Raw genomic sequence first — 22,649 nt, forward strand, 5'->3', positions numbered from 1 at the left:
GCGGGGAAGTGAAAGATGCGAGGGGAAAGATGACGGAAATCGCGGGCCTGGTGATGCCGTTCTTCGGCCTGATCTTTCTCGGCTATCTGACGGCGCGTTTCGTCCAGCATCCAGGCGAGGCAATGGGGTGGCTCAACACTTTCATCATCTATCTCGCCCTGCCAGCGCTGTTCTTCAAGCTCGTCTCACGCACGCCGATCGAGCAGCTGGCGCGCGCCGACTTCATCCTGACGACGGTCGGGGCGACTTATATCGTGTTCTCGCTGATCTTTCTCATCGGCGTCTATATCAGGCGCAACTCCATTGCCGAGGCGACGATCCAGGGCTTCGGCGCCGCCTATGGCAATATCGGCTACATGGGTCCCGGCCTGGCGCTTCTTGCGTTGGGTGATGCGGCCGCGGTGCCGGTGGCGCTGATCTTCAGTTTCGAGAATGCAGCCCATTTCGCCGTCGCGCCGGCGATGATGGCGATATCAGGCGGCCGACAGGAAAAACCGCTGGTGTTTGCCGCAAGTGTCGCGCGCAAGATCATCCTGCACCCGTTCATCCTTGCGACGCTCGCCGGCGTCGTCGCCGCCTTCTTCGCGGTGCAGCCGCCGGTGCCGGTTCAGCGGCTCATCGATTATCTCGCGCAGTGTGCAGCACCTTGCGCGCTCTTTGCCATGGGCGTGACACTGGCGCTGCGCCCGATCAAGCGCATTCCCGTCGAGATCGGCTACATCGTTCCGGCCAAGCTGCTTTTACATCCGCTCGTCATGTTCACGGCCATGAGCCTGACGGGCAACTATGATCCGATCTGGGTGCAGACCGCGGTGCTGCTGGCAGCACTACCGACGGCAACGAACGTCTTCGTCATCGGCCACCAGTATGGCGTATGGCAGGAGCGGGCCTCGGCGACGATCTTGATCACAACGACGCTGTCGGTCGCAACCGTCACCGGCCTGCTTTACCTGATCCGCTCAGGCGCTCTTCCGCCCGATCTTTTCCCGTAGGCTATCCCTAAAGGCGTGAAGCGCGCTGCCGGGATGAACGCCTTCGCGCATCAGGAGGCTGCGGAGCGGCCCGACGGCGGAAAGCACGTGCAGCCCGAGGGCGCGTAGCGCCTGCACCGGCAGGAAGCCGGAAAGCAGCGAGCGATTGAGCAGATCCACGCTCGCCGTGCGGCTGATGATGTCCGGCCGGCGGCGGCTATCGAAACGATCGCCGATATCGCCGGCGAGCGTTTCTCCACTGGCCGTACCGATGATATCGACGAGCGTCATCACATCGCGCAGGCTGAGGTTCAGGCCTTGGGCACCGATCGGCGGAAAGGCGTGCGCCGCCTCGCCGAGGAGCACGACACGCCCCTTGCCGAAGCGCCGCGCGGTCATGCCCGAAAGCGGGAAGGATTGCGGCGTGCCCTCGACCGTCACCTTGCCGAGAATCGATTGCATCCGGTCCTCGACCGCGCGGGAGAGTGCAGCAAGATCCAACGTCAGCGTCTGTGCGGCATCGTCGGGTTTGCGTACCCAGACGAGGCTGGAGCGGTTGCCGGGCAGGGGAACCTGGGTGAAGGGGCCGCTTTCGGTGTGGAACTCGGTCGAGATGTTCTGGTGCGGCAGTTCGTGCGCAAAGTTCAAAACGACCGCCGTCTGCGGATAGGACCAGGTGCTGACGGAGATCTTTGCCGCTTCGCGCACCGGCGAGCGGCGGCCATCGGCGCCGACGAGCAGATGCGCACTGCATTGGCTGCCGTTTGCCAGCTCGATCGTCGCGACAGTATCCGAAAGGTCGAAGCCGATTGCGGAGGCGGTGATGCGCGTCAGCTTCGGGCTCTCTTCGGCCCGCTGGCGGAGAATGTCGATGAAAGGCGCGTTCGGGATGTTGTAACCAAAGGCGTCGAGCCCGACTTCCGAGGCGCGAAAATTGACCGGCGGCGCACGCAGCAGCCGGTTGGTTCCGTCGAGAATGCGCATGGTCGAGAGCGTTGCCGTCAGCGGCTCGACCTTTTCCCAAAGGTTGAGCTTTTTGAGATACTCGATCGATTGGTCCATCAGCGCCGTGGTGCGTCCGTCGGCGACCGTCGGCTCCGGACCGATCAAGGCGACGTGGTAACCGGCGTCGGCAAGCGCGATGGCCGCGAGCGATCCCGCGAGACCTGCACCGATGATGGCGATATCGTAGTGATCCATGAGGCAACCAACCTTTCACGCACGCTGCGAGGCGTCTTGGCCGAGCCTCGATCATACCTCTAGTCGCGGGCGAGAGCGAAATAAATGGGTAGAATCAGCGCAGAAGCAATTTGCAGGTGTCCACAGGACAATGGGGCTGCAGGAAGCGACCGAGCTTGAATTTTAGTGGCGATGCGTTGCAAAGGGTGCATATTACGCCCAATGCGCCGCAGAGCGGTTGAGGCGGGCTTCCGGGTCCGTACGGGGAAAACAGCAGGGGTGGGCGGCGTCCGCAGATGAAGTTCTTTAACTACAAACGAGTTCCCTACGCCGAGATTCGCGCCTTTTCCGTGCATATCTTGACCGCCTCGGGATCGTTTCTTGCTTTCCTCGGCGTCGTTGCGGCGGCCGAGCACCGCTTCGTCGATATGTTCTGGTGGCTGGGCCTGGCGCTGCTCGTCGATGGTATCGATGGGCCGATCGCCCGCAAGGTCCGCGTCAAGGAAGTGCTGCCCAACTGGTCGGGCGACACGCTCGACAACGTCATCGACTACGTGACCTATGTCCTGCTGCCGGCCTTTGCGCTCTATCAGAGTGGCATGATCGGCGAGCCATGGTCCTTCGTGGCGGCGGGTGCGATCGTCGTCTCGAGCGCGATCTACTATGCCGACATGGGCATGAAAACGGATGAATACTTTTTCTCTGGCTTCCCCGTCGTCTGGAACATGGTGGTCTTCACGCTGTTCGTCATCCAGGCGAGCGAGGTGACGGCGTCGGTCGTCGTCTTCGTCTCCGTGGTGCTGACCTTCCTGCCGATCAATTTCCTTCACCCGGTCCGCGTCCAGCGTTTGCGGCCGCTGAACCTCGGCGTCTTCCTGATCTGGTCGGCGCTGGGTGTCTATGCGCTGCTCCTGCATTTCGCGACGCCGGCTTGGGTCGTGACCGGTTTTGTCGTGACAGGCATCTATCTCTACGTAATTGGCTTCGTGCTGCAGATTTTTCCAAGTCTCGGCCAGAAATAGGAGCAGGCAATGGCACAGGCGATTGTGGTACGCGAACTCGGTGGACCGGAGGTCCTGAAACTCGAAGGCGTCACGCTCTCGCCGCCGGGTCCGGGCGAGGTGCAGATCCGCCAGGTTGCTGTTGGCCTCAACTTCATCGACGTCTATTTCCGCACCGGCCTCTATAAATCCGCCTCTGGCCTGCCTTTCGTGCCGGGCAAGGAGGGCGCAGGCATCGTCACGGCGGTTGGCGATGGCGTCAGCCTCTTCTCCGTTGGTGATCGCGTCGCCTATGCGTCGGCCGACGGCGCCTATGCCAGTGAGCGCAATGTCGACGCCTCGCAACTGGTGAATGTGCCAGACGGCATCAGCCTCGAGACCGCGGCGGCGATGATGTTGAAGGGCATGACGGCGCAATATCTGCTCAACCAGACATATCAGGTGGGCCCCGGCGCGACGATCCTGTTCCATGCGGCCGCCGGCGGCGTCGGTCTAATCGCTGGGCAGTGGGCAAAGGCGCTTGGCGCAACCGTGATCGGCACCGCGGGCTCGCAGGGCAAGATCGATCTGGCGCTGGCGCACGGCTACGACCACGTCATCAACTACAGCACCGACAATTTTGTCGCGCGGGTGAAGGAATTGACCGATGGCCGCGGTGTTGATGTCGTCTACGATTCCGTCGGGCGCGATACCTATCCGGCGTCGCTGGACTGCCTGAAGCCGCGCGGTCTCTGGGTCAGCTTCGGCAATTCGTCCGGTCCGGTGGACGCGTTTAGCATCGGCATTCTGGCGCAGAAGGGATCGATTTTCGCGACCCGTCCGACACTCTTCGGTTACGTTGCCACGCGGCCTGCGCTGGAAGCGTGTGCAAATTCCCTGTTTGATATTGTGCAAAGCAACAAAGTGCGTATCAATATAAATCAGACTTATCCGCTCGCCGATGCAGGGCGGGCGCATACGGATCTCGAGACAAGAAAAACAAGTGGAACAACACTGCTGATTCCGTGATCGAAGCCTTAAGGCGGACGCGGATCAACAGAGGGGAAAGAGGGCAGCGTGCCTGTTGAGGGAGTAGCGGCGAACGGTCACCTATTGGCTGTGAGCAACCTGACGAAATTGTTTGGCAGCTTCGCGGCCTGCAATGGGATCAATCTGCAGATTGAACAGGGCGAAATCCACGCCCTTCTCGGCGAAAACGGTGCCGGAAAATCGACCCTGGTGAAGATGCTGTTCGGCGTATTGGCGCCGACGGCAGGAGAGATCCTTTGGCAGGGCCAGAGCGTGCGCATCGCCAATCCCGCCGCCGCGCGCAAACTCGGCATCGGCATGGTTTTCCAGCATTTTTCGCTGTTCGAGGCGCTGACCGTCGCGGAAAACATTGCGCTCTCCATGGATGCGAACATCTCGCTCGCGAAGGTGGCGGAAGAGGCTTCGCGCCTATCGCATGCCTACGGCTTGCCGCTCGACCCCAAGGCGCATGTGGCCGATCTTTCCGTGGGCGAGCGCCAGCGGATCGAGATCGTGCGCGCGCTGCTGCAGAACCCGCGCCTCATCATTCTCGACGAGCCGACTTCGGTTCTGACTCCGCAGGAAGCCGATCGCCTGTTCGAAACGCTCTACAAGCTGAAGGCGGAGGGCCGCTCGGTTCTCTATATCAGCCACCGGCTCGAAGAGGTCCAACGCATCTGCGACCGCGCAACGGTGCTGCGTCACGGCAAGGTGACGGGCGCTTGCGATCCGAAGGCGGAGACCCCGTCGTCGCTGGCGCGCATGATGGTTGGAAGTGACGTCGCGGCGGTGACGGCCGAAGGCACGAGCGCCAAGGGCCAGGTGCAGCTCGAGGCGCGGCATCTGACGGTTCCGGCCCGCACACCCTTTGCCGTTTCGCTGAAGAACATCTGTCTAAAGGTCCACGCCGGCGAGGTGCTGGCAATCTCCGGTGTCGCCGGCAATGGCCAGGGCGAACTCTTCGATGCGCTGTCGGGCGAGTATCCGGTCGTTGACGAGAATGCCGTGCAGATCCGGCAGAAGCCGGTCGGCAACAGGAACATCAATGCCCGCCGCCTGATGGGCGCGGGCTTCGTTCCCGAAGAGCGCCACGGCCATGCCGCCGTATCGGCGCTGCCGCTCTCGGACAATCTCGTGCTTGCCCGCAGCCGTTCGGACGCCAAGGCATTCCTTGGTGGCGGTTTCCTCAAGATCATCCGCCGCGATGCGGTGACGAGCGCCACGAAGCGCATTTCCGAGGCGATGGACGTGCGCAAGAGCGGCGAGGACCCGCCGGCGGGCTCGCTGTCGGGCGGCAACCTGCAGAAGTTCATCGTCGGCCGTGAGCTCGACCGGCAGCCGAGCGTGCTCGTCGTCAATCAACCGACCTGGGGTGTCGATGCCGGCGCCGCCAGCCGTATTCGCCAGGCGCTCGTTGACCTTGCCAAGGCGGGCTCGGCTGTTCTCGTCATCAGCCAGGATCTGGACGAGATCTTCGAGGTGGCGACGGAAATCGCCGTCATCAGCGACGGGCGGCTCTCCGATCCCTATCCGGCGAAAGAACTCTCGCGCGAAAAGATCGGCCTGCTGATGGGCGGCATGTACGGCAAGACGGAAGGCACGGAGGCCGCACATGCGCATTGAACTGGAAAAGCGCGCCAAGGTCTCGACGCTGTTTTCGATCCTGTCGCCGTTCATCGCCTTCCTGCTGACGATTGTCTTCGGCGGCATCATGTTCGCGCTGCTCGGCAAGAACCCGGTGATGGCGCTCTACAGCTTCTTCGTCGAACCGTTGAGCGAGGTCTGGTCGCTGCACGAACTGGCGATCAAGGCAGCCCCCCTGATCCTGATCGGCGTCGGGCTTTCGGTCTGCTTCCGCTCCAACAACTGGAACATCGGTGCCGAGGGCCAGTTCATCATGGGCGCCATCGCCGGTTCGATCCTGCCGGTGGTCTTCTACGACTGGCAGTCGCCGCTGGTGCTGCCGCTGATGATGCTAATGGGCATGCTCGGCGGCGCTTTGTTTGCGGCAATTCCCGCCTTCCTCAAGGCGCATATGAACACCAATGAAATCCTGACGAGCCTGATGCTGGTCTATGTCGCTCAGCTCTTTCTCGACTGGCTGGTGCGTGGCCCCTGGCGCAACCCGGGTGGGATGAATTTTCCGGAGACGCGCACTTTCGCCGTCGATGCGATCCTGCCGGAGATGATCGCCTCGGGACGGACCCATTGGGGCTTCGCTTTCGCCATCATCGCGGCAGTCCTCGTCTGGTTCATGATGCGCTACACGCTGAAGGGCTTCGAGATTTCCGTTCTCGGCCAGTCGGAACGGGCAGGGCGCTTTGCCGGTTTCTCGTCGCGCCGGATGATCTGGTTTTCGATGCTGCTGTCCGGCGCCTTGGCTGGGCTCGCCGGCATATCCGAGGTCAGCGGTGCGATCCAGCAGCTGCGCCCGGTCATCTCGCCCGGCTACGGCTTCACCGCGATCATCGTCGCCTTCCTTGGTCGCCTCAATCCGCTCGGCATTGTGGCCGCCGGCCTGGTGCTCGCCTTGACCTATCTCGGCGGTGAAGCGGCGCAGCTTTCGATCGGCGTTTCCGAAAAGGTGACGCGCGTCTTCCAGGGATTGCTGCTCTTCTTCGTGCTCTCCTGCGACACCCTCATCCACTACCGCATCAAACTGGTCTTCGACCGGTTGACCGCGACAAACACCGAGGTGAGCCGCTGATGGGTATTGTCGAAGCGATCCTCTTGAGTGTCATCACCGCCGCGACCCCGCTGGTGCTCGCCGCGATCGGCGAACTGGTGACGGAACGCTCAGGCGTTCTCAACCTCGGCGTCGAAGGCATGATGATCATGGGGGCGGTCTCCGCCTTCGCGATCACCCAGATTACCGGCTCGCCCTATCTCGGCATGCTTGCAGGTGTTGCCTGCGGCGCGATCTTCTCGCAGCTCTTCGCTTTCCTGACGTTGACGCTCGTGGCAAACCAGGTGGCGACCGGCCTTGCCCTGACGCTGCTCGGGATCGGCGTTTCCGGCATGATGGGCGAGAGTTTCCTCGGCCTTCAGGGCATCAAGCTGCAGCCGATCACGATACCGCTTCTGGCGGACATTCCGGTTATCGGTCCGCTGCTGTTCCGACAGGACATCATCTTTTATCTATCGATTGCGATTGTCGCCGGCGTGCACTGGTTCCTGTTTCGCAGCCGCGCCGGTCTCAAGCTCAGGGCTGTCGGCGACAGCCACGCTTCCGCGCACGCGCTCGGCGTTGACGTCATCCGCACCCGTTATCTGGCCGTCATGTTCGGCGGCGCTTGCGCCGGGCTCGCCGGTGCGCAGCTGTCGCTCGTCTACACGCCGCAATGGGTGGAAAACATGTCGGCGGGGCGCGGCTGGATCGGGCTGGCGCTGGTGGTCTTTTCTTCCTGGCGGCCCTGGCGGCTGGTGGCCGGCGGCTATCTCTTCGGTGCGGTCTCGATCAGCCAGCTGCATGCGCAGGCCTTCGGTCTGGGTATTCCCTCACAACTCCTTTCATCGCTTCCTTATGTGGCGACGATCGTCGTACTCATTCTCATTTCGCACAACCGGCGCATGACCTTGATCAATACACCGGCATCGCTCGGCAAACCGTTCGTGCCGGACCGCTGACAGACAGTATTTCAGACAAACGTTTCTCAAACCGACAGGGGTAAAAAAATGAAGAAACTACTGCTCGCTCTCGCAAGCACCGCGGCGGTGATCGGCTTCGCCACGGGTGCCAGCGCTCAGGAAAAGGCCAAGGTCTGCTTCGTCTACGTCGGTGCCAAGACCGATGGCGGCTGGACCCAGGCGCACGACATCGGCCGTCAGGAGCTGGAAAAGCAACTCGGCGACAAGATCGAGACCCAGTATCTCGAAAGCGTGCCGGAAGGCCCCGATGCGGAGCGCGCAATCGAGCGCCTGGCACGCTCTGGTTGCGGCCTGATCTTCACGACGTCGTTCGGCTTCATGGATGCGACCATCAAGATCGCGCAGAAGTTCCCGGACGTGAAGTTCGAACATGCCACCGGCTACAAGACCGCGCCGAACGTCGCGACCTACAACAGCCGCTTCTATGAAGGCCGCTACATCCAGGGCCAGATCGCCGCGAAAATGTCGCAGAAGGGCGTCGCCGGCTACATCGCATCCTTCCCGATCCCGGAAGTGGTGATGGGCATCAACTCCTTCATCATCGGTGCGCGCTCGGTAAACCCCGATTTCAAGATCAAGGTCGTGTGGGCAAACACCTGGTTTGACCCCGGCAAGGAAGCCGATGCCGCCAAGGCGCTGGTTGACCAGGGCGTCGACATCCTGACGCAGCACACCGACACGACGGCTCCGATGCAGGTTGCCGCGGAACGCGGCATCAAGGCCTTCGGCCAGGCTTCCGACATGATCAAGGCTGGCCCGGAGACGCAGCTGACGGCCATTGTCGACACCTGGGGCGCCTATTACATCAAACGCACGCAGGCTTTCCTCGACGGCAAGTGGGAAACGACATCGAGCTGGGACGGCCTGAAGGACGGCATCCTGACGATGGCGCCCTACACCAACATGCCTGATGACGTGAAGAAGCTGGCCGAGGAAACCGAAGCCAAGATCAAGTCGGGCGAGCTCAAGCCCTTCACCGGCCCGCTGAAGAAGCAGGACGGCAGCGAATGGCTCGCAGCCGGCGCAACGTCTGATGACGGCACCCTGCTCGGCATGAACTTCTACGTCGAGGGCGTCGACGACCAACTGCCGAAGTAAACGGCTGCACAGAAGCGAAGTGGGGCAAACCCCGCCGCCTGGCGGGGTTTGTTCGTTTCAGAATGGGGCATGGCAAGCCTGTGCGGCTACGATCGGACATCGTTTGCCAACGCCGATTTCGCCTGTCTTTCCGGGGGCTTTCCGGAATCGGTCGATCAAACTACACTCGTTTGCGCAAGTTTGGACAAACGGTCGGCGGCGCTGCGCAGCACCGATATCCGTGTGTCGGCAAAGTCAGGCAGGGGAGTGCCTGGAGGAGATGGATTGAACAGGAGTTTGCTGGAAACCGTTGTGTCCGGCTCGCGCAAACGCACGAGCCATGCGCATGTCGTCGATCAACTGGGAAAGGCGATCATATCCGGCGAGTTTCCTGTGGGCTCGATCCTTCCGGGAGATCCGGAGCTCGCCGCGCGCTTCAAGGTGTCGCGAACAGTACTGCGCGAGTCCATGAAGACGCTTGCCGCCAAGGGGCTGGTCGTGCCCCGTGCCCGCATCGGCACGCGCGTAACGCCGCGCAACGACTGGAACCTGTTCGACAGCGATATCCTGACCTGGCATTTCGAGTGCGGGGTCGATGAAGATTTTCTCTACCACCTGAGTGAAGTGCGCCTCGCCTTCGAGCCGCATGCAGCAGCCCTGGCCGCGCGAAACGCCTCGGAAGCGGAAATCAGCCGTATGATGCGGCTCGCCGTTGCCATGGGCGAAGAGGGACACACGGCAGAGAGCCTTGCCGTGGCGGATCTGAAATTTCACCTCGCTGTCGCCGAAGCCTCCGGAAATCCGTTCATGCGGACGGTCGGCGGGCTGATTGAAGCGGCGCTGGTTGGCGTCTTCAAGCTGAGCTCGCCTGTCGCCGAAAGGGGCGGCATAGACGAGGTCGCCCGCAACCATATCCGCATCGTTGAGGAAATCGGCCGCCGCGACGAAGTCGGCGCCCGGCTCGCGATGGAGAATGTGATCAAGATCGGTCGCGAGCGGGTCCGCAGCGCCTTGCATAACCGCGCCTGAGTTCAGCTTCTCCGGGATTGTTCGAAATCCCGCTATTGATGATCTCCAATGTTCAGCAGATCGCATAGATTTCAATGCTTGCGCTTGCTCAGATCGCCCGCTGGCCTTATCTGGTGATTGGTCGTTCCCAGCGGAGCGGCTTTCGTCAACGGTGATCTGGAGACCATGTCCGAATTTTTTGTCATTTTCGTCCTGCTTTTGATTAATGCATTTTTTGCTCTCTCGGAAATGGCAATCGTCTCGGCAAGCAAGCCCATGCTTCGCCAGATGGCAAAACAGGGAAACGCCCGCGCCGAGGTTGCGCTGCGGCTGGCGGAAGATCCCGGTAAATTCCTTTCCACGGTACAGGTCGGCATTACGCTGGTCGGCACGCTGGCCGGCGCCTATGGCGGTGCGACTATCGCTGCCAAGATCGCACCGACCCTCGATGAAATCGCCTGGATTCATCCCTACGGAAATACGGTCGCCGTCGCGCTCGTCGTCACCCTGATTACGTTCCTCTCGGTCGTGATCGGCGAGCTTATCCCGAAGCAACTGGCACTGAAGAATTCCGAAGCGCTGGCGATGTTCGTCGCGCGCCCGATGCATCTTCTGTCGCGGATCGCGGCTCCGATCGTCTATCTGTTCGAAACGGCCGCATCGGTCGCCATGCGCCTCCTCGGCATGCGCCCGGATGATCCGGACCATGTAACGGAGGAGGAAGTCCACGCGATCATGGCCGAGGGTGTCGAAAGCGGCGCGATCGAGAAGTCGGAGCACGAGATGCTCCGCCGCATCATCCGGCTTGGCGACCGCAACGTGAAGTCGATTATGACCCACCGGACCGAGGTGAGCTTCATCGACGTCAACGACAGTCTGGAGACGGTGGGCCGCAAGATCGGCCAATTCAACCATTCCCGTTATCCGGTGGTCGATGGACCGAGCGGCGACGTGCTTGGCGCCGTCCTAGCGAAGGAGGTCCTGAACGCCCCGACCTCCAGTCCGTTCGATGTGCGCAGGTACATAAAGGAAATCCACACCTTGCCGGAGACGGCTTCCTGCCTAAAGGCACTGGAAGCCTTCAAGTCGTCGAGCATCAATTTGGCGATGATCGTCGACGAATATGGCAGCACCGAAGGCATCATCACCATCGCCGATATCCTCGAAGCGATCGTCGGCGTGTTGCCGTCGAACTACGACGACATCGAACACGCGCTGATCCGTGTGCGTGAGGATGGCAGCTACCTCGTCGACGGCCGCACGCCGATCGACGAAATTCACCTGACGATCGGCATCGAAGGCATCGATGCCGACGGTAACTTCGAGACAATCGCCGGTTTCCTGGTGCAGCAGCTGCGCAAGACGCCGGAGGAGGGCGATATCGCCATCGCTCACGGCTACCGGTTCGAGGTAATCGACATGGATGCACGCCGGATCGACAAGATCCTGGTCAGCCGAAGCGACGAAGCGGCCAACTGATCCAGTCCATGAAACGTGTCGAGGGGGCCGGGGGCGCAGTTGCTCTCGGCGCGAGGCGGTAGCGTCGCTATGGATTGCCTCACCCGCCGCAAATGCAAAAGGCCGGGCTAAACCCGACCTTTTTCCAGATCACCGCGGGTCCGCTAGTACATCCGTAGTCGGAGGTCCTCGGCGGTGGTAGCTTGCTTGTACAGAGTTATGATGTCGGCGCCATGACACCAGCCACGGCTCCGGAGCAGAAATGAGTCCGTCCAGTATCGGCGACGCTTGGTCCGCCGGTCCGCGGATGCCAGCAGAATTGACAAAGCGGTTCAGCGAAGCCTGAGGATGTCGCAGGATGCGCCCTGGGGTGCTTCTGCAGCGTGCGGCCGGCGCACGATCAGGCAGTCGGACTGGGCAAAGACTTTCATCATCGACGAATCCTGCCGCGAGAACGGATGGGCAATGAGGTCACCATCCTCACCCTTAGTGAGCCGCGCGCGCACATAGTCCTGCCTGATGTCGTTGGCGGGCAAGGCGCTTGCAAGTTTCGCCGTCGTCATGCGTTCGCGGAACGGTAGCTGTGCGAGCTTGCGTGTCAGCGGCTCCAGGAACAGCAGCGCGCAAACGAGGCTCGAGACCGGGTTGCCGGGGAGGCCGAGCACGGTCGTAGCTCCGAGCTTGCCTACCATCAGTGGCTTTCCCGGCCGCATGGCGATGCGCCAGAAGTCGAGCGTCATGCCGCAGGAAAGTAGAGTTGCCTGAACCAGGTCATGGTCGCCGACCGACGCGCCGCCGAGCGTGACAAGCACGTCGACATCGGCTGCTTGAGCCCGCGCGACCTGAGCGGCGATTGCCTGCTGGTCGTCGGCGACAATGCCAAGATCGATGACCTCCGCGCCATTGTCGCGCGCGATTGCCGCGACGCCGAAGCTGTTCGAGGCGATGATCTGGTCCGGCCCCGGCTTGCTCCCGGGAGGCAGAAGCTCGTCGCCGGTCGCAAGGATTGCGATCTTCGGCCGCTTGAAAACGGGGAGATTCGCGTGGTTCATGCCCGCGGCCAGCGTCAGTCGCCCGGCATCGAGTAGGTTACCAGCCGATAGCGCCTTTTCGTCCTGAGCGAAGTCCTGTCCGGCCAAGCGGATATGGCGGCCCTTGCCGGGCACGAACTTGGTGCGGATCCGGTCTTCCGGCCGGCGCTCGGTATCTTCCTGGATGATCACCGTATCGGCACCGGCGGGCAGGGGGGCTCCGGTGAAGATGCGGACGGCCTCTCCAGGCCCCACCTCTCCCTTGAAGCCATGGCCGGCAGCCGATTGGCCGATCACAATAAGTTCCGCGCCAGCGGTCTCGATATCCTGATGGCGAACCGCATAGCCGTCCATCGCCGAATTGTCGAAGGCGGGATGAGTGACGAGTGCCGAGATATCCTCGGCAAGGACGCGGCCGACAGCGTCGTGAAGATCGACACGCTCTGCCAGTGGTCTCGGGGTTGCGCTGTCGAGAATTCGGTCGAGTGCATCTTCGACGGACAGCAGCGACATGACCTCAGTTCCCTTCGCGCCGAAAATCGCCGGACCGACCGCCGGACTTGCTGACCACCCGGATCCCGCCGATCTCCATTTCCCGATCTGCGGCCTTCGCCATATCGTAGATGGTAAGGCACGCGACGCTCACAGCCGTCAACGCTTCCATCTCGACGCCCGTGCGGCCGGTGAGTTTGGCGAGTGCCTCGACCCGGAGGCCGGGAAGCGTGGGGTCGGGCGTGATGTCAACGGCAACCTTCGTCAGCATCAGCGGGTGGCAGAGCGGGATGAGATTGGCGGTCTGCTTGGCGGCCATGATGCCGGCGAGCCGCGCGGTGCCGATGACATCGCCCTTCTTCGCATCGCCTTCGAGAATGAGCGTCAGCGTTTCCGCCTTCATGCGCACATGGCCCTCGGCGACCGCAATGCGCACCGTCTCGGCCTTTTCGCCGACATCCACCATGTTCGCTTCGCCGCTGCCACCAAGATGCGTGAGCGTCGGCTTACCCATCACTCGGCCGCCAATGTGTTTGCAGCGCCGGTCAGCAGGGTACGCGTGGCCGCTTCCACATCGCTCTTGCGCATCAGGCTTTCGCCGACGAGGAAGGTGGTGATGCCGCTCTTTTCCAGGCGCTGGCAATCCTCATGGGTGAAGATGCCGCTTTCGCCGACCAGCAGCCGGTCGGAAGGGACCATGCCTGCTAGCTGCTCCGAGACGGCGAGGTTGACCTCGAAGGTGCGCAAATTGCGGTTGTTGATGCCGACGAGGGGGGAGGCGAGCTTGAGCGCCCGTTCCATTTCCTCGGCGTCGTGCACTTCGATCAGCACATCCATGCCAAGCTCGAAGGCCGCATCTTCAAGGCGGCGGGCGTCGTCGTCGCTGAGCGAAGCCATGATCAGCAGGATGCAGTCCGCGCCCCAGGCCCGAGCCTCGAACACCTGGTAGCTTTCGAACATGAAGTCCTTGCGCAGTGCCGGCAGGCCGCAGGCCGCGCGTGCGGCTTCCAGAAAGGCCGGTGCACCTTGAAAGCTCGGCGCATCCGTGAGTACCGAGAGACAGGCGGCACCACCAGCTTCGTAGGCCTTGGCAAGCGCCGGCGGGTCGAAGTCCGGACGAATGAGCCCCTTGGATGGGCTCGCCTTCTTGATCTCCGCGATCAGCCCGAATGTGCCGCCGGCCCTGCGCGCGGTGAGCGCTGAGTGAAAGCCACGCGGCGCAGACTGTTCGGCAATATGCGCCTTGAGTTCGGAAAGCGGCGTCTGTGCTTTCGCGGCCGCGATCTCGTCGCGCTTGTAGGCTTCGATCTTGCGCAGGATATCCGTCATCGTTGCCGATCCTTCTTCAGGCTGCGTTCGAAACGCTGATCAGGCGCTGCAGCGCCATCTTGGCGCCGCCGCTCGAAAGCGACTGGCGGGCGAGCGCCATGCCCTCGCCGAGGTCTTTCGCCCGTCCGGCTATCATCAGCGATGCGGCCGCATTGGCAAGGGAAATGTCCCGATAGGGGTTCTCGGCGCCATCGAGCACGGCCTGGAGCGCAACGGCATTGTGCGCGCCGTCGCCGCCTTTCAGTACATCGAGCGTCACCGTAGGAAGGCCGAAATCGGCCGGCGTCAGCGTGAAAGTCGAGATCTTGCCGTCTTCGAGGGCAGCGACCTGCGTCGTCCCGGTCGTGGTGATCTCGTCGAGGCCTTCGCCGTGAACGACCCAGACATTTTTGGAACCGAGATCGCGCAGCACTTCCGCGAGCGGCTGTACCCACTGCGGCGCATAGACGCCGACCAGCTGTCGCTTGACGCCCGCCGGATTGGAGAGCGGGCCGAGCAAGTTGAATATCGTGCGCGTGCCAAGCTCCACCCGCGTTGGGCCGACGTGGCGCATTGCCGAATGATGCTGCTGTGCGAACATGAAGCCGACGCCCGCCTCGCGAATGCACTGCGAGATAGCTTCGGGGCCGATGTCGAGCTTGACGCCGAGGCACGAGAGCGCATCGGCGGTGCCCGACTTCGAGCTCAGCGCGCGGTTGCCGTGCTTGGCAACCGGTACACCGGCGCCGGCGACGATGAGCGAAGCGAGCGTCGAGATGTTGTAGGTGCCGGCGCCGTCGCCGCCGGTTCCGACGATATCGATGGCATCATCAGGTGCATCGACCGGCAGCATGCGGGCACGCATGGCGCCGACCGCGCCGACGATCTCATCGACCGTTTCGCCGCGCACGCGCAGCGCCATCAGGAAGCCACCGATCTGCGATGGCGTCGCGGCCCCCGACATGATGATTTCGAAGGCGGCACGCGCGTCTTCGCGGTTCAGCGCCTCACGGGCGGCCACCTTGGCGACGAATGGCTTCAGATCACTCATCGTTTGTTTCCTCGAAGCCTATCGTTGCGCAATTGCGGTTTCGCCGAGCGTCTGGTTGATCGTCACGCCATAAGCGGCCTGCAGCGTGGCGACCATTTGATCGACAATATCTGCACCGCTGACGCTGGCCAGAGCCTCGATCTGACGGCTATCGTCCTGCAGGGCATCCGTCGGGCCGCCATCCTCGACCGCCGTCACCTGCAAGAGCACCTGTCCCTCGCCACCGATGCCGGCAGCGTTGGTGACAAAACCGTTCGGGCCCGAGAAGGCAGCGACGACAGCCGCCGGGCTAAGGGCGGCGTCCGAAGTGGAGCGCATCAGGCCGGACTTCGTTTCGACGGCGAGGCCGAGTTCATTGGCAATGTCGGCAAGCTTTGCACCCTGCGCGAGACGCTGCTTCAGCTCACCGGCCTTCTTGGCAAGTGCTGCGCGCTGCTGTTCTGCCATCCAGTCGGCGCCGACTTCGTCGCGAGCCTCGTCCAGCGTGCGATCACGCGCGGGGGTAACTTCATCGAGGTCGAACCAGACATAGCCGTCGCGGCCGACATTCACCGGCAGGGTTTCTGCGCCGACATCCGCCTTGAAGACTTCCTGCAGAAGGGCTGCCTGCTCCGGCAGACCGGCAACGTCGTCGCCGTTCTTGTCCTTGCCGGTTGCATCGATCGCATCGATGGTCACCAGCTTCAGCTTGAGCTGGTCGGCCACTTCCTTGATCGGAGCCCCGGAAGCGCGCTCGTCCTCGATCTTGTCGTGGAGGCGCATGACTTCTTCGCTCGCCGCGGAAAGCGCGATGTCCTTGCGCAGCTCTTCCTTGACTTCGTCGAAGCTGCGCACCGCTTCCGGCCGGATATTCGTCACGCGGAGAATGACCGGGCCGAAGGCGCCGTCGACAACCGGAGATACGCCGCCGTCTGCGGCAACTGCGAAGGCCGCCTCGGCGACCTTGGCATCGGGCACGCGATCCTTGGAGAATTCGCCGAGAAGAACGTCGGCCGACGTCTTGCCTTCGGCTTTCACCAGATCGTCGAAGCTCGTGCCGGACGAGAGCTTGGCCGCTGCGGCGTCAGCCGCTGCACGCGACGGGAAGGTAAGCTGCTCGATGGTCCGCGTCGCAACGGTGCGGAAGCTCTCCTTGCGCCGGTCATACTCGGTGCGCATCTCATCTTCCGTCACGGCTGCGGTGTCGGCGACGTCGACCGGCTCGAGCTTTACATAGCTGACCTTGCGGTATTCGGGGGCGCGATAGTTTGCCTTGCGGCCATCGTACCAGGGCGTCAACACGTCGTCGCCCGGTGCCTTCACAGCGTCGATATTGGCGTTCGAGAGCAGCAGGTAGTCGACCGTCCGCTTTTCGTGGCGGTAGGCGCCGATCGCGTCGGTCAGCACCTTGGGAGCGGCATAACCGTCCGAGAGGGCATCGACGATCTGCGAACGGATCGCGGTCTGGCTCTGGCTGTTGATGTAGTCCTGTTCGCGCAGGCCGGCGTTGCGCAGAACGCTGGAGAACGTCAGACGGTCGAACTGGCCGTTGACGCTGTGGAACGCCGGATCGTCGGCGATCAGCTTGGCCAGCCGGTCCTGCGACAGCCCGAGGTTCATGTCGTCTGCAAGCTGGTCGAGAGCAGCGCCGGCGACGACCTGCGAATAGACCCGCTGTTCGATGCCGAAGGCGCGTGCCTGTTGTGGCGTCAGCCGCGTGCCGAGCTGGCGGGAGGCCTGAGCCAGCATGGTTTCATAGGTAAGCCGGAACTCCGGCGCCTTGACCTTGACGTCGCCGACGACCACCACCGCATCCGATTGGTTCGTCATCGTCAGAGATGAGCCGCCCCACACCATGAACGACAGCACGAGAATGACTAGCAGGCCTTTGACAACCCAGGTCTGGGCGGCAGTTCTCAGGAATTCGAGCATGGGGGCAGAAACCTCGTTGCAATGCGGCGGCCATTGGCCAAAACGAATTCGTTCCTTAAAACAAACGAAACAGGAAATGAAGGGTTGTTTGCCGCAAATTGCGCACGCTCACGGGATCGTTGGTCGATCCCGATCGCCCGGTTTTCAATGGTTGCCACCGGCGCATTGCAGCGCGCGCGTGAGATCGCCGGTCAGCCCGCCAGCCCATCGGGCGCGCGCGGTACAATCCATGTCGGATTCATTAGCCGGCAATTGAAATTTATCTGTCAGATTGTGTCGAATACGCCTTGGAACTGTGCTTCTGTTGCACGGTAAGGGGCGATTCTGAAGACCCCGCAGGAAGGCATGCCATGCAGTCGACAATCGTGATGGTCAATCTTTTTGGAGCAGTCGCACTGCTGCTCTTCGGCCTGTCGCTCGTCAAGGACGGCGTGACACGCGCCTTCGGTGCGCGCTTGCGCGCCGGTCTCGCCCAAGGAACCAACGGGGCCGTACGCTCGTTCGCGACCGGACTTGTGGCGACGCTGGCCCTGCAGAGTTCGACGGCCACCGCCTTGATGACCGCTTCCTTCGTGGAGAAGGGGCTCGTGCGCTCGCGCATGGCGCAGATCGTGCTTCTCGGGGCCAATGTCGGGACAGCCATGACCGCCTGGATCGTCGCGACCGGCATCGAGTGGCTGTCGCCGCTCGTGATCCTCGTCGGCGTAGTTCTGCACCGTGCCAGCCGCTCGAACGCCCGCCAGGGTCTCGGGGCGGCCTTTGTCGGCATCGGCCTCATGCTGCTGTCGTTGCATCTGCTGGGCTCGGCGACCGAGCCGATGCGTGATTCTCCGGCGCTCGCCGCGTTTCTCGGCATGCTCGACAGCGCCTGGCCCGTCGCGCTCATCATATCTGCCGGGCTTGCCTTCGCTTCATCTTCCAGCCTGGCGGTCGTCATGCTGGTCCTGTCGCTTTCGTCTGCGGGCATTCTCACCGTGGGGCTGACGGTGGCGCTCGTGCTTGGCGCGAACCTTGGAGGAGCGATCCCGCCGGTCATGGCGACCCTGGCTTCTGCCCCGTCCGCGCGCCGCGTCACTCTCGGCAATCTCGTCATTCGTGCGGTCGGCTGTTTGATTGCGCTGCCGCTGACCAGCATGAGCGTCGAGTTCCTGCAGAGCCTGCCGCTGCCGCGCCAGAACCTGCCCGTCGATATCCATCTTGCCTTCAATCTCGCCGTCGCGATCCTCGCCTGGCCTTTTGCCGGGCTATTGTCGCAACTGATGGTCCGCTTCATTCCCGATACGGAGACGGAAGAGAGCGGGCCGCGCTATCTCGACGAAAATGCCCTGCACACCCCGGTCATGGCGCTTTCCGGAGCGACCCGCGAGGTGCTGCGCGTGGGCGACCTGGTCGAGATGATGCTGATGCGCGCAGCCAATGCTTTCGAGAACAACGATCTCTCCGATATTCGCGACATCGCCAAGTTCGAAAAACAGGTCGACCAGCTACAGCAGGAAGTGAAGATCTTCCTGTCGCGCTTGGGGCGCGATGGTTTGAGCCAGGAAGACGGCCGGCGCTCGATCGTCATCATCGACTACGCCATCAACCTCGAGCATATGGGCGACATCATCGAGAAGGGGCTCTGCGATGAGATCGCCAAGAAGGTCAACAACGGTCTGAAGTTCTCGGAGGAAGGTTATCAGGAGCTGAAAAGCCTGTTCAATCTTACGATCGACAATCTTCGCGTTGCCCAATCCATCTTCGTCAGTCGCAATGCCGATCTCGCCCGCCAGCTCATCGAGGTGAAGGTGAGCGTTCGCCACATGGAGAAGCGTTCGGCCGAGCGGCACATCGAGCGGTTGCGCGACGGGCTGGTTCAAAGCCTGCAGACCAGCTCGCTGCATCTCGACATGCTGCGCGATCTCAAGCGCGTCAACGCGCATATCGCGTCCGTCGCCTATCCGATCCTGGAGGAGAGCGGGCTTTTGACCGAAAGCCGTCTCCGGCCCGAAGCCTAATCGTCAGATCTCAAGAGCCACTGGCGGCGGGCGCCGCGGCCTTTAATTCATTGCGGATGAAGGCGTCATAGCATTTCGTCAGCATCACTCGGGTGTGGCCGGGCTCGAGGCTCGGCTGATAGAGCGAAAGCAGCATGCGGTTTACGTTGGTGACCGGACAAGTCGGTACGAGCGCGATGTCGAGTGACCGGATAGCGGCGCGGACATTTTCATCCGGCGGAGGGACAGCACGGAACGGATCGGCACCGATGGCGACATGTTCCGGCGCGCGGCGATCCATCAGCCAGGGAAAAGGATTGGTGAAATCGACGTTGAGGATCGTCTCGAAACGTACGCCATTTGCCGTTTCATAGGCGCGCATCGCATCGATGGCTTCATCCACATTGGTCAGCCAGCCGGCCTGGAAATCGAAATCGCTGTAAAGCAGGAAAGACGGTAGCTCGCCGGCATCCGCCATGGCATCGAATGTGGGGCGATGCGCCGCATAGATATCGCGCAGGCGCTCGGCGCGCAGTGCGAGAATCGGCCGTAGATTGACTGCCCCCATCGTTTTGAGGTTTCGGCTCTCGAGCGGCACATTGTTGACGGCGCCGATCCAGGCGCGAGCGCTCTTTTGAACAATGGCGCTGGCCGGCGGCAGGGCGGCCGCCAGGGCAAGAATGGCCACTGTGATCGCACGTGGCTTGGGCGCGGCACCGCTGACCTCGTCGACAACGATCTTGAGCAGCAAAGGCAGCAGAAAGATAAAGGCCTGGCTGCCGGTGTTCTGGCTTTCGAAAAGAATGCCGGCGAAAACGAAGGCCGCCAGCCAAAGAAACGATTGGTCGAAGACGTCCGCGAGTGCCGATGCAGAGGGGTTCCCGCCAAGCTGTCGCAAGGACCGCGCAAAGGACAGAAGGTGCGCCACGAAAAGCACCAGCGCGAGCAGTCCGGCCGGAATCAGCAGGCCGGCATTGAGCGACGCCGCCTGCAGCAGACGCGGCAACAGGCTGCCGTCATTGACGGCCAGCAGCGCAAGGATGTCGTCGATATAGGCAGACACCGCGCCCATCGAAATCTCGACCACGGCCAGCACGGCGAAGAACAGCAACGCTACGGCTACCGCTGATTTGAAGGGGATACGGCCTGCGGCAAATGCCACTAGGCAAAGAACTGTGCCAGCGATAACGCCCGTGATCTTCACGAAAAAGAGAGCGGCCATCGCCGCTGCAACGACGACCACGAGAATACGACGGTCGCGAACATGAACCAATGCCGCTGCCAGCACGTAGAGGAGCTGGCAGACCTGGCGGTTGTAAATGCCGAAGCCATCGGAGCCGGGGTAGGGGTAGAAATCGCCGGTGTTGAACGGCACCACCGAGAAGACCAGGAACGGCAGCAGGATCGCATAGGCAAGGAGCGCAGAGCGCTTTTGCACGTCGAAGACGACGAGCGCGATCGCCGGCCCGGTGACGAGCAGCAAGCACCAGCTCGCCAGCAGCAACGGCTGGCCGTTGGGAAAGATGCCCTGGAGACCCGTGAACAGGTAGTAGCCAAGCGCGCCAACGGGCGTGAAGAAGTCGACTGACGGCACTTGCCCGTCTCGTATGCGGTTGGCGGCATCGAGATAAAGGTAGTGATCCCAGAACATCGGGCCGATCGGCTGCCGGATCGTGATGGAGAGCAGGAGCGCGAGCACGCCGAGGGTGACGACAAGCAAGAACAATGGTGAGCGGACGAAGGTGAGGGCCACGCTCGCCTGTCGTGCCTGTACATCCAGTTCGGTGCGGCTATGCATTGCGGTTTCGTTCCCCCCGGGGAGCGATGCACCCGCACTGCTTGCTGACACAGGCTCCGCGCCTTCTTATGCCATCATCCGGTTTTAAGCCGGTTAATGCGACGTGATTGTGAGAATTATGCTTCTCGCAATATCTTGGCGATACCACAGCGCCGAATCGTGCGTGATTTTGTACTTGAGGCGATTTCGATTTAAGAAATTGTGCAGGGGGCGTCGGCCTCGGAAAGACCAAGGAGACTATTGTATGGAACGGACGTGCCTGGCCATCATTCTGGCTGCGGGTGAAAGCACGCGGATGAAATCGTCCATGTCGAAGGTGCTGCATCCGGTCGCCGGCCGGCCGATGATCGCTCATGTCGTCCAGGCGCTGGCAAGCGCTTCGATTTCCGATATCGCCCTGGTGGTCGGTCGTGATGCGGAATCGGTTTCGGCGGCGGCCGATGTCGGCGGCGTGTCGGTCTCTTCCTATCTGCAGAAGGAACGGCTGGGCACGGGTCATGCAGTGCTGGCCGCGCGTGACGCCATAGCGAAAGGCTATGACGATATTCTCGTCGTCTTCGGTGATACGCCGCTGATCAAGCCGGAGCCGCTGAAGGCCGCACGTGATGGCCTTGCCGCCGGCAACGACGTGGTGGTGATCGGCTTCGAGGCGGCGGATCCGAGCGGGTATGGACGTCTAATCGTCAAGGACGGTGCCTTGCTCGCCATTCGCGAGCATAAGGATGCGACCGACGAAGAACGCCGCATCACCTATTGCAACGGTGGACTGATGGCGATCGACGGCCGCAAGGCGCTCGATCTCCTCGGGCGCATCGGCAACGCCAACGTCAAGGGCGAATATTACCTGACGGATCTCGTCGAGATCGTGCGCGAGATCGGCGGGCGGGCGATCGCCGTCGAGGCTCCTGAGGAGGAACTGACCGGCTGCAACACACGCGCCGAACTCGCCTTCATCGAGCGGCTCTGGCAGCAGCGGCGGCGCCACGAGCTGATGTTGTCGGGCGTATCGATGATCGCGCCGGAAACGGTGTTCCTCGCCTGGGATACGGTGCTTGAGCAGGATGTGCTGGTCGAGCCGAATGTCGTCTTCGGTCCCGGCGCGCGCGTCGAGAGCGGTGCGATCATCCACGCTTTCTCGCATGTCGAGGGCGCGACGGTCCGGGCAGGGGCGACAGTTGGTCCCTTTGCTCGGCTGCGCCCGGGCGCCGATCTTGGCGAAAAGTCCAAGGTCGGCAACTTCTGCGAGGTCAAGAAGGCGGAGATCGGCGCCGGCGCCAAGGTCAACCACCTGACCTATATCGGCGACGCCTTCGTCGGCGCGGGTTCGAACATCGGGGCCGGTACGATCACCTGCAACTATGATGGCGTGAACAAGCATGAGACCCGCATCGGCGAAGATGCCTTCATCGGGTCGAATTCGTCGCTGGTCGCACCGGTGACGATCGGCGATGGCGCCCTGGTCGCCTCGGGCAGCGTGATTACCGAGGATGTTCCGGCCGATGCCGTTGCCTTCGGCCGCGCGCGCCAGGAGATCAAGCCGGGTCGGGCGCGGCTGCTGCGCGAGCGCTACCTGGCTGTGAAGGCGGCCAAGAAAGCTGCGAAAACGGCCGAATAGATCTACAGCGCCGCGCGCCTTATCGGATGCGCAAAGGTCGCTGTAGCGCTTTGATTGCTGCAGGTTTTCTTGCCTGAATCGGTTGCGATTCAAGGAAGCCTGCGGAGCGTTAAATAC

Annotated in this window: 18 protein-coding genes; 11 read left to right on the forward strand and 7 right to left on the reverse strand. The window is 62.3% G+C overall.

The features are described from left to right. Window positions 1-29: 29 nt before the first annotated feature. Window positions 30-992 carry an AEC family transporter gene (locus ASE60_RS32830; RefSeq protein WP_057255892.1) on the forward strand — a complete coding sequence of 321 codons (963 nt, stop codon included), beginning with the start codon at window positions 30-32 and terminating at the stop codon, window positions 990-992. Here ASE60_RS32830 and ASE60_RS32835 read toward each other — a convergent pair. Further along, window positions 960-2,171, reverse strand: coding sequence for a UbiH/UbiF family hydroxylase (locus tag ASE60_RS32835; protein WP_057255894.1), 1,212 nt, complete (start codon window positions 2,169-2,171; stop codon window positions 960-962). The genes ASE60_RS32830 and ASE60_RS32835 overlap by 33 nt on opposite strands. 275 nt (window positions 2,172-2,446) lie before the next feature. Between ASE60_RS32835 and pcsA the strand changes: the two genes are divergently transcribed. From pcsA to ASE60_RS32875, 8 genes are all read left to right on the forward strand, one after another. Continuing rightward, the gene (gene pcsA / locus ASE60_RS32840; protein WP_057255896.1) at window positions 2,447-3,172 is read left to right on the forward strand and encodes a phosphatidylcholine synthase; all 726 of its coding nucleotides are present in this window, start codon (window positions 2,447-2,449) and stop codon (window positions 3,170-3,172) included. A gap of 9 nt (window positions 3,173-3,181) precedes the next feature. Further along, window positions 3,182-4,159, forward strand: coding sequence for a quinone oxidoreductase (locus ASE60_RS32845; protein ID WP_057255898.1), 978 nt, complete (start codon window positions 3,182-3,184; stop codon window positions 4,157-4,159). Window positions 4,160-4,207: 48 nt separating this feature from the next. After that, window positions 4,208-5,782, forward strand: coding sequence for an ABC transporter ATP-binding protein (locus tag ASE60_RS32850; protein WP_057255900.1), 1,575 nt, complete (start codon window positions 4,208-4,210; stop codon window positions 5,780-5,782). Next, on the forward strand, window positions 5,772-6,866 hold the full coding sequence (locus ASE60_RS32855; RefSeq protein WP_057255902.1) for an ABC transporter permease: 1,095 nt from the start codon (window positions 5,772-5,774) through the stop codon (window positions 6,864-6,866). The genes ASE60_RS32850 and ASE60_RS32855 overlap by 11 nt, the downstream gene beginning before the upstream one ends. Next, window positions 6,866-7,786, forward strand: a complete 921-nt coding sequence (locus ASE60_RS32860) for an ABC transporter permease (RefSeq protein ID WP_057255904.1) — start codon at window positions 6,866-6,868, stop codon at window positions 7,784-7,786. The genes ASE60_RS32855 and ASE60_RS32860 overlap by 1 nt, the downstream gene beginning before the upstream one ends. 48 nt (window positions 7,787-7,834) lie before the next feature. After that, a complete protein-coding gene (locus tag ASE60_RS32865; RefSeq protein WP_057255906.1) occupies window positions 7,835-8,905 on the forward strand; it encodes a BMP family ABC transporter substrate-binding protein in 1,071 nt (356 codons plus the stop codon). 264 nt (window positions 8,906-9,169) lie between these two features. Next, window positions 9,170-9,913 carry a FadR/GntR family transcriptional regulator gene (locus ASE60_RS32870; RefSeq protein WP_057255908.1) on the forward strand — a complete coding sequence of 248 codons (744 nt, stop codon included), beginning with the start codon at window positions 9,170-9,172 and terminating at the stop codon, window positions 9,911-9,913. Window positions 9,914-10,078: 165 nt separating this feature from the next. Continuing rightward, a complete protein-coding gene (locus tag ASE60_RS32875; protein WP_057255910.1) occupies window positions 10,079-11,371 on the forward strand; it encodes a hemolysin family protein in 1,293 nt (430 codons plus the stop codon). A gap of 311 nt (window positions 11,372-11,682) precedes the next feature. On the opposite strand, the gene glp is transcribed toward ASE60_RS32875, so the two are convergent. From glp to ASE60_RS32900, 5 genes are read right to left on the reverse strand one after another with little or no spacing between them, the layout of a single operon-like run. Then, window positions 11,683-12,894 (reverse strand): gephyrin-like molybdotransferase Glp, encoded by a 1,212-nt coding sequence (gene glp / locus ASE60_RS32880; protein WP_057255912.1) that lies wholly within the window; start codon window positions 12,892-12,894, stop codon window positions 11,683-11,685. 4 nt (window positions 12,895-12,898) lie between these two features. Then, complete coding sequence (gene moaC / locus ASE60_RS32885; RefSeq protein ID WP_057255914.1) at window positions 12,899-13,387, reverse strand: cyclic pyranopterin monophosphate synthase MoaC; 489 nt, start codon at window positions 13,385-13,387, stop codon at window positions 12,899-12,901. Continuing rightward, complete coding sequence (trpC, locus tag ASE60_RS32890; protein ID WP_057255917.1) at window positions 13,387-14,202, reverse strand: indole-3-glycerol phosphate synthase TrpC; 816 nt, start codon at window positions 14,200-14,202, stop codon at window positions 13,387-13,389. The genes moaC and trpC overlap by 1 nt, the downstream gene beginning before the upstream one ends. A gap of 16 nt (window positions 14,203-14,218) precedes the next feature. Then, the gene (trpD, locus tag ASE60_RS32895) at window positions 14,219-15,232 is read right to left on the reverse strand and encodes an anthranilate phosphoribosyltransferase (RefSeq protein ID WP_057255919.1); all 1,014 of its coding nucleotides are present in this window, start codon (window positions 15,230-15,232) and stop codon (window positions 14,219-14,221) included. A gap of 18 nt (window positions 15,233-15,250) precedes the next feature. Next, complete coding sequence (locus tag ASE60_RS32900) at window positions 15,251-17,143, reverse strand: peptidylprolyl isomerase (protein ID WP_057255921.1); 1,893 nt, start codon at window positions 17,141-17,143, stop codon at window positions 15,251-15,253. A gap of 350 nt (window positions 17,144-17,493) precedes the next feature. On the opposite strand from ASE60_RS32900, the gene ASE60_RS32905 reads away from it, so the two are divergent. Then, complete coding sequence (locus ASE60_RS32905) at window positions 17,494-19,140, forward strand: Na/Pi cotransporter family protein (protein WP_057255922.1); 1,647 nt, start codon at window positions 17,494-17,496, stop codon at window positions 19,138-19,140. Between the two features lie 10 nt (window positions 19,141-19,150). Here the strand turns inward: ASE60_RS32905 and ASE60_RS32910 are convergent, their stop codons facing one another. Beyond that, on the reverse strand, window positions 19,151-20,917 hold the full coding sequence (locus ASE60_RS32910) for a hypothetical protein (protein ID WP_057255924.1): 1,767 nt from the start codon (window positions 20,915-20,917) through the stop codon (window positions 19,151-19,153). Window positions 20,918-21,161: 244 nt separating this feature from the next. On the opposite strand from ASE60_RS32910, the gene glmU reads away from it, so the two are divergent. After that, window positions 21,162-22,532 carry a bifunctional UDP-N-acetylglucosamine diphosphorylase/glucosamine-1-phosphate N-acetyltransferase GlmU gene (gene glmU / locus ASE60_RS32915; protein ID WP_057255926.1) on the forward strand — a complete coding sequence of 457 codons (1,371 nt, stop codon included), beginning with the start codon at window positions 21,162-21,164 and terminating at the stop codon, window positions 22,530-22,532. The last annotated feature ends 117 nt before the right edge of the window (window positions 22,533-22,649 follow it).

Source organism: Ensifer sp. Root278 (assembly GCF_001429285.1).
Lineage (GTDB): Bacteria > Pseudomonadota > Alphaproteobacteria > Rhizobiales > Rhizobiaceae > Ensifer.